This window comes from Kitasatospora sp. NPDC085879 (assembly GCF_040686255.1).
In the GTDB taxonomy this organism is placed as follows: Bacteria; Actinomycetota; Actinomycetes; order Streptomycetales; family Streptomycetaceae; genus Kitasatospora.
Genome location: NZ_JBFBJZ010000146.1, coordinates 1 through 6793, shown reverse-complemented (window position 1 = coordinate 6793; position 6793 = coordinate 1). Strand labels below are relative to the sequence as shown.

At 70.2% G+C, this 6793-nt stretch carries 5 protein-coding genes and 3 pseudogenes; 2 read left to right on the top strand and 6 right to left on the bottom strand.

What is annotated here, in order from left to right:
- Positions 1–615: pseudogene (locus tag AB0P35_RS41090) on the top strand (hypothetical protein); the annotation flags it as partial.
- Between the two features lie 63 nt (positions 616–678).
- Here AB0P35_RS41090 and AB0P35_RS41085 read toward each other — a convergent pair.
- From AB0P35_RS41085 to AB0P35_RS41060, 6 genes and pseudogenes are all read right to left on the bottom strand, one after another.
- Positions 679–1353, bottom strand: coding sequence for a hypothetical protein (locus AB0P35_RS41085; RefSeq protein WP_095877661.1), 675 nt, complete (start codon positions 1351–1353; stop codon positions 679–681).
- Positions 1354–1550: 197 nt separating this feature from the next.
- Positions 1551–1862 carry a WhiB family transcriptional regulator gene (locus AB0P35_RS41080; protein ID WP_095877662.1) on the bottom strand — a complete coding sequence of 104 codons (312 nt, stop codon included), beginning with the start codon at positions 1860–1862 and terminating at the stop codon, positions 1551–1553.
- A gap of 305 nt (positions 1863–2167) precedes the next feature.
- Entirely contained in the window at positions 2168–2449 is a 282-nt protein-coding gene (locus tag AB0P35_RS41075; RefSeq protein WP_095877663.1) for an HU family DNA-binding protein, read from the bottom strand.
- A 453-nt stretch (positions 2450–2902) separates the two neighbouring features.
- Positions 2903–3077: pseudogene (locus AB0P35_RS41070) on the bottom strand (methyltransferase); the annotation flags it as partial.
- A gap of 72 nt (positions 3078–3149) precedes the next feature.
- Positions 3150–3701: pseudogene (locus AB0P35_RS41065) on the bottom strand (sensor domain-containing protein); the annotation flags it as partial.
- Positions 3698–3844: a hypothetical protein gene (locus AB0P35_RS41060; RefSeq protein WP_363521512.1), complete on the bottom strand. Its 147-nt coding sequence runs from the start codon at positions 3842–3844 to the stop codon at positions 3698–3700. The pseudogene AB0P35_RS41065 and the gene AB0P35_RS41060, both read right to left, overlap by 4 nt.
- 186 nt (positions 3845–4030) lie before the next feature.
- Here AB0P35_RS41060 and AB0P35_RS41055 point away from each other — a divergent pair, with 186 nt between their 5' ends.
- The gene (locus tag AB0P35_RS41055; protein WP_363521509.1) at positions 4031–6793 is read left to right on the top strand and encodes a phosphatidylinositol-specific phospholipase C; all 2763 of its coding nucleotides are present in this window, start codon (positions 4031–4033) and stop codon (positions 6791–6793) included.

Sequence of the window (6793 nt, the reverse complement as noted above, 5' to 3'; positions counted from 1 at the left end):
GTGGACCGGACGACCGTCGCACTCGGATGGCCCGAGAACAGCGGAAGCACGATTGCGGCCCGCGCCGAGGACTTGACCTCCTCCGAGGAGGACGACGATCGCACCTGGGTCGTGATCCGCGCCGTGTACGACGACCCCGACCTGTTCGAATTCACGGCACGCTGCGTCACGACGGCCTTCCCGGCGCAGTACCTGTGGGGCCCGGGAACGCGGGCCGAGGCCGCGGCCTGGCTGATCCACCATCAGCCACAGCCGGACCGGTGCGACTACCTCGACCAGGTCGTCCTCGTCCCGGTTCGGGACGACCTGGTCGGCCTGCCCGTCTACCCCGCGGTCGCCGCAGGGCTCCCCGCTACCGAGCAGAACGGCAGCTGGCATGCGGTGCGCGTCGACCGGCCTCGGGATGCCTTGGGCCATGTCCGGGCCGTCATGGGGACAGGGCAAGGACACAACGCCGCCGGCGTGTGCCGGGACTGCCCCGCCGAGACAGTGGCCGTCGGCGACATCGCCACGGTTCTGGAAGCGGCGCGGAACGCGGGTGCCGACACGGTGCCCGTGACCGTGCCGGACGTTCGCACGCCCTTCGCCGACCGGTTCTCGCGGTCCCCTGTGTGATCCCGGCTTGCCGGCCTGGTTCGGGTGCAGAGCCCCTGGGCCCGGCGACGCACTTCAGCAGTCTTAGCCGGCGGCCTGGGCCAGGCGTCGCATGATCGTCATGAGGTCGTCGGACGGGGCGATGCTCATCGTCCGGGTCTCGGGGTCGCAGACCGTGATCGATGTCAGGGTTCCGTTGCGCCACCAGAACACGCGGGGCGAGATGGATCCGGGTCCGTCCTCGTAGGCGCCCTGCCCGAACTGAGCCAAGGCGTTGACGGCTTCGACCACGTGCCGGTCGGCGAGCGGGTAGAAGACGAGGTTGTGGCGGTTAGGGACGACGAGCAGCACGCCTTCGTCTGGGAACGCGGGGCCGCCGGCGGCACCCACCGCCTCCTCGAGGACGAGCACCTTGCTGGCCGCGAACGCCGACTCGGGGTGGCCGAGGATGTGGAGGACGGCGCCATCGGGGAGGTCGACGGTGTCGTAGTTGACTGGCGTGTTGAGCAGGTTGGAGCGTGCGGCAGCCATGAGGGTGTCCCGCTCCACGAGGGCCACGTCCTGGTCGTCGAGGACGCGGACGTTGTCCGGGGTGTCGAGGGCGATGCCCTCCAGGAGGTCCGTGGCGAGCGGGCGCAGGTGGCTGAAATGCTGTCGCGCCTCCGCCGGTATCGACTCCTCGGAGACCAGCCGGAGGTACACGTTGCCCAGTGGGTCGGGCCCGCTGGCGGGGCTGGAGGGGGCTGACAGGTCGGTCATGGGCGGCTCCTTCGGGAGTATGCCGCTGCGGTGGGGCCGGGGCTTCGTCTGGTGGGCCAGTGCGTCGGCGGTGCACTGGCGGATTTTCCTTGATCAGATCACGCCGCTCCGACATCGCCCGCCACGAGTTGGCCTGCCCAACACGAAGTGGGGCGGGCAGGCTGGGTACGGCTGGAGGGGGCCGATCTGTGGAGGGGTCAGCCTGCTTGCAGCAGGGCTTGCACGGCGAACTGCTGCTCGTGCTCGGCGCGCGCGGCTTCCAGCAGGCTGCGCCAGGAGTCGACGGTGGGACGTCTGCGCAGCAGGGAGCGGCGGTCGCGTTCGGTCATGCCGCCCCAGATGCCGTGCTCGATGCGATGGTCGAGGGCGTAGCCGAGGCACTCGGTGCGTACCGGGCAGCCAGCACACAGGGCCTTGGCGCGGTTCTGCGGCGCGCCATCGACGAACAGGTCGTCGGGGTCAGCCTGTCGGCACAGCCCTGACGTGGCCCAGTCGGTCTCGTCGTTCACCGGAACCGCCCTTCCCCCAAATCCGGTCTCGGATCTCCCACCCTACGCAAGGTGCGTGAGGGGTGAGCGTAGGGCAGGTCGGGTGCTGGGCCTGGGCGCAGGGCGACGGCATGGTGCTCGTTGGGTGATGCGGGATCAGGGTGCGCGTGCCAGCGGTGTTGGCCGCTGCGCGGCTGGCGACCAATGCCCTGCGGATCGCCGTGGTACTCGGAGCGTCTCGCGGCGGACAGCTCCCGCTCCCGATCGTGGGTGACCGGGAGCGAGAGCCGCGCCGGCGTGCGGGATCGGATCGCCCAGGCTGCGGGTCAGTTGCCCTTGGCGGCTTCCTTCAGCTTGGAGCCGGCGGTGACCTTCACGCTGTGGCCAGCCGGGATCTGGATCGACTCGCCAGTCTGCGGGTTGCGGGCGGCGCGGGCGGCACGCAGGGTGCGCTCGAAGGTCAGGAAGCCGGGGATGGTGACCTTCTCGTCGCCCTTGGCGACAACGTCACCAATCACCTCGGCGAGCGCGGCCAGGACAGCGTCGGCGTCCTTGCGGGTCACCTCGGTGCGCTCGGACAGGGCGGACACCAGTTCGGTGCGGTTCATCTGGACACTTCCGATCAAAGTAGACAATGAGCTGCATGGTGCCAGGCCGCACGGTCCATGGACGAATAACGCGGCCGCAGCTGGCCGGTGTCGTGGCAGGTCGACACGCTGGCTGGGCATTGGCAGGTTTGCGGGAGCGTCCGGTCCGGCGTGCGGTGCGGGATCAGGTCGGAGGACTGGGCACTCTGGGTCCTGAAGGGGTGGGCTGGCAGGGCTGATCCCCGGCCGGGAAGTGTGCGGGCTCACCCGGTCGGGTGAACAGGGTTGTCCACAGCCGCCAGTTATCCACAGCCTTCCGGGGCCTTGCCCCGCGAGGCCGCAGGGTCGGGCAGAGTGAGTGGGAGGCGTCGATCCGCAGATCGGGAAGCCGGCGCTGGCGAGGATCGGGATCGCCTCGTCTTACAGGTCGAGTTCGCGGCAGGTGGTCGGGGCGTCGTGCTCGACCTGGTCTCACAGGCGCAGCGGGCTGCGTTGGATGACGGTCCAGCCGCCGCCGGGCTTGGGGGGCGGTGCGGGCCTGGGAGCCGGTGGCGACGTCGTTGAGGATCTGCCGGCCGCCGGCGCCGATCCGCTCTGCTGAGGGTGCGGCGAGCTGGGCGACCCAGGCGCCGGTCCACTTCGAGATGATCTCCATCAGCACCAGGAGGACGACGCGGCACCGTCCGTCGGCGGCGTTCGGCCGTTTTATGCGAGGACGCGGTCATCCGGCCACCTTCCCGGCGAGCTCGTCGGTGATCTTCGAGGTGGTCGGAGCGTCGTCGCCCGCCTGGCAGACGGCGACCTGCACCAGGCTTGTGCTCTTCACCCGCGCCTGGTGGTAGCAGGCCCAGTTCGCGGCGCCGACCTGCGCCGCCTTCCACGCCACGACGACCTTGTAGGGAGGGTGGGCCGTGTAGGCCCATTTCGCGGTACGGCAGGCCTGGTCGGTGACCGTCGAGAACGCGCACTTGGTGAGACCGTCGGTGAGCGTCCGGAAGGCCACGGCGGCCTTCCCTGTGTCCGGGAACACGCCGATCACCTGGTTCACGGTGTAGGCGCCCCCGCCCCCGGTGTCCTGGTAGGTCGCCGACAGGAACGCCGTCCACGCCTCTCCGTAGACCGACTGCGTCGTCGGCCCAGCGGCGACGGCGCACTCCGAGGCGATCACGTGGTCGGGTCGGGTGCGAGGTCGGCCCGACCCGACGCGTGGGACACGGATGGCCTGCATGATGTGCTCGAAGCGGGTGCAGTCGCTGGTATTGCCGCCGGTCAGGACGCGGTCACCCCTCTCCAACCTGCGCGACCCCTCGCAAGCCGCCGCGCAGCGCGATCGAAGATCGTGTTGACGGTCCTCTCCGTCTTCAGCTCCAGGAACGCGGCGATCCCGCTGTCGTCCACCGTGACACCGTTGGTCATGGCGTGCCTCCTCGCTTGGTTGTAGAGGGCGCGGAGTTGATCACGGTGCGGATGTGGATGGCTGACGGCCCGTCGTTCCCTGGGTGAACGATCGGTGTCCGGACTGGTGCGGGGGTGGGCGGGGCTGCTGTACTTCGCCAGGCGCTCCACTGTGGCCTGCGGGTCCGGCGGCGGCGGTACGCAGGCATGACGGTTCTTCGAGATGGGGGTCTTTTGATCAGGTCTACTTCGGCGCGCCGCATCGCGGCGCTGCTGCTGCCGCTGCTGTTACTCGCCACCGTGGTGTTCGTGGTGGCACCGGCCCATGAGGCGGTGGCGGCTCCGGCGCGCTACTACAAGTCGATGGCGGACACCCAGCGTCCGGACTGGATGGGCTGGGTGGGTGACGGCACGTCGCTGGCGCGGCTGTCGATCCCCGGCACGCACGACACCCTGGCAATCCACGGCGGTGACCTGGCGGTCACCCAGGAGGACCACGGCGACGGCGCGGCCACGCTGCAGGCGCAGCTGATGTCCGGCATCCGGGCGATCGACATCCGGGTGCACGCGATCGGCGGCAAGTTCACCGTGCACCACGGCGCGATCTACCAGAACGCCAACTTCGACGACGTGCTGACGGTGTTGAGGGACTTCCTTGCGGCACACCCCGCCGAGACGGTGCTGCTGAACCTGAAGACGGAGTGCACCGGCAGCCTCGGCTCCTGCACGGACGACCCGCCGTACGACACCTTCGAGGCCAAGAAGGCCATCCTGGAGAGCTACTTCGCCCAGTACGCCGGCGTGTTCTGGCAGCCGTCCGTCGCCGGAACCGGCCCGGCCGACGTTCCCACGTTGGGCCAGGTGCGCGGCAAGGTGGTACTGACCCGCTACAACGAGCAGGACACGTACGGGCTCAAGGACATGTTCGACCGGGCACCCAGCGACTACGACGCCGCGTACGACGGGGTCCGGTACTACCAGGACGACTACGTGGTCTCCAGCCTCGACGCGATCTCGGGCAAGTGGGACAAGGTCCGCCGTCACCTGGAGGCCACCGACAAGGGCGCGGCCGACAAGGTGTACGTGAACTACCTGAGCGGCTCCAGCATGCTGGCCTACCCGTATTCGGTGGCGGGCGGCACGCTCGGCTACCGCGGCGTCAACGAGTTCGCACTGGACCACCTGTTCACGCAGGCCGCGTCGCGCACCGGCGTGATGTTCATGGACTTCCCCGGCCCCGGGCTGATCGGGTCGATCGTCGCCCGCGACTACGCGCTGGCCGCGCCTGCCAAGGCGCAGCAGGCGCAGGCCGACGCGGCGCTGACGGTCCGCGACCTGGCGAACTCGACCAGCGGGACGGCGGACGTCCGCAACGAGCAGCTGCGCCGCTTCCTCGACTCGGTGTACCCCGCCGCCGAGTGGGACGTGGTGGTCGCCAAGGGCGACGCGGGCGCGGACCTGCAGGGCCTCGGCGCCGGCACGGTCGGCCAGCCGACCTGGGCGGACGAGTACCTGGTGGCGGCGGCCCCCACGACCGGGCAGAGCGACCTGTCGGACGCCGACCTGCAGGCCGCCGTGGAGGCGGCGGTCGGTACCGGACCATCGGGCGACGCGCAGACCCGGGCCTCGGCGCTGGCAGGCGCGCTGCGCGCCGCGTACCCCGGCCGGGCGTGGAACGTGGTAGTCAAGCGGTCGCCGGGCGGGTTCTCGAACTGGTTCGTGAGCGGCTACGGCACCATGTACAAGAAGACCACCGAGGACTGGAACTACATGGTGTGGGCCACCGGCGGCACGCCCGCGACGGTCGGTGCCCAGATCGCCAAGGCCCCGCGCTCCTCGACCGACCCGGCGTACTCCTTCATCGCAGGGGCACAGGACAAGTACGGCTCCAGCGGTCTCGGCGTGCCGCAGAGCTACACCGGCGGCCACTTCTCTCCGGGCACCGAGTTCGGCCCGGACGGCTACCAGGCCTCGTTCACCTACGACAACTCGGTGGTGATCGCCGCGCTGCTGGCCGGCCAGAACCGCGACGTCGCCCGGGCCGTGCGGCTCGGCGACAGCCTGCTGTACGCGCAGGACCACGACCCGAAGACGGTTGACGGCCGGATCCGCGCCTCGTACGAGCCGAACCCGTTCATCACCCGGGACGGCACCCCGTACGTCGGCGGGTTCTCGGTGTACACCGGCAACATGGCGTGGGCGGGCATGGCGTTCTGCCGCCTCTACGCGGTCACCGGTGACGGTCGCTACCGCGAGGGCGCGCTGAAGGCCGCGAACTGGATCCAGAGCAACACTGCGGACAGTCGCGGCGTCGGCGGCTACACCGGCGGCTTGGTCGACTACTCCGGCACCGGCGACGAGATGGTCCGCAAGGAGTGGAAGGCCACCGAGCACAACATCGACGTGGGCGCGTTCTTCGCGATGCTCGCCCAGGTCACCGGCGACGGCGTCTGGAAGTCCCGCTCCGACAACGCCTTCGCCTTCGTCCGCTCGATGCAGGCCGACGACGGCCGGCTGTGGACCGGCACCGGCAACGACGGCGTCACCCAGAACCGGGACAGCGTCCCTGAGGACGTCCAGGTGTGGAGCTACCTGGCCACCCTCGACCCGGCGTTCTCGCGCTCGGTGGACTGGGCGGCCACCAACCTGGCGGCGAGTGACGGCCCCTTTCGGGGCGTCAGCTTCGCCAAGGCCGACACCAGCAAGGTCTGGTTCGAAGGCACCGCGCACCTGCTCGCCGCCTACCACGTGCGCCGCGCGCCCGGCGACGACGCCAGGGCGGCCGTCTTGCAGCAGACCCTTCAGGACGCGCAGTCGCAGGCGCCGAACGCGGTCGGCGGTGCGATCGTCGCCGCCTCCAGCGACGGCCTGACCACCGGTGAGGGCGACATCTACTACGCCGCGCCGCACACCGGTGCCACCGCGTGGTACCTGCTGGCCGGCGCGGGGGCGAACCCCTTCCGGCTCTGA

Bases quoted from the DNA above. Each gene is read 5' to 3' on its own strand.
- AB0P35_RS41085 (WP_095877661.1), bottom strand. From the start codon at position 1,353: ATGACCGACCTGTCAGCCCCCTCCAGCCCCGCCAGCGGGCCCGACCCA.
- AB0P35_RS41075 (WP_095877663.1), bottom strand. From the start codon at position 2,449: ATGAACCGCACCGAACTGGTGTCCGCCCTGTCCGAGCGCACCGAGGTG.
- AB0P35_RS41060 (WP_363521512.1), bottom strand. From the start codon at position 3,844: ATGACCAACGGTGTCACGGTGGACGACAGCGGGATCGCCGCGTTCCTG.
- AB0P35_RS41055 (WP_363521509.1), top strand. From the start codon at position 4,031: ATGACGGTTCTTCGAGATGGGGGTCTTTTGATCAGGTCTACTTCGGCG.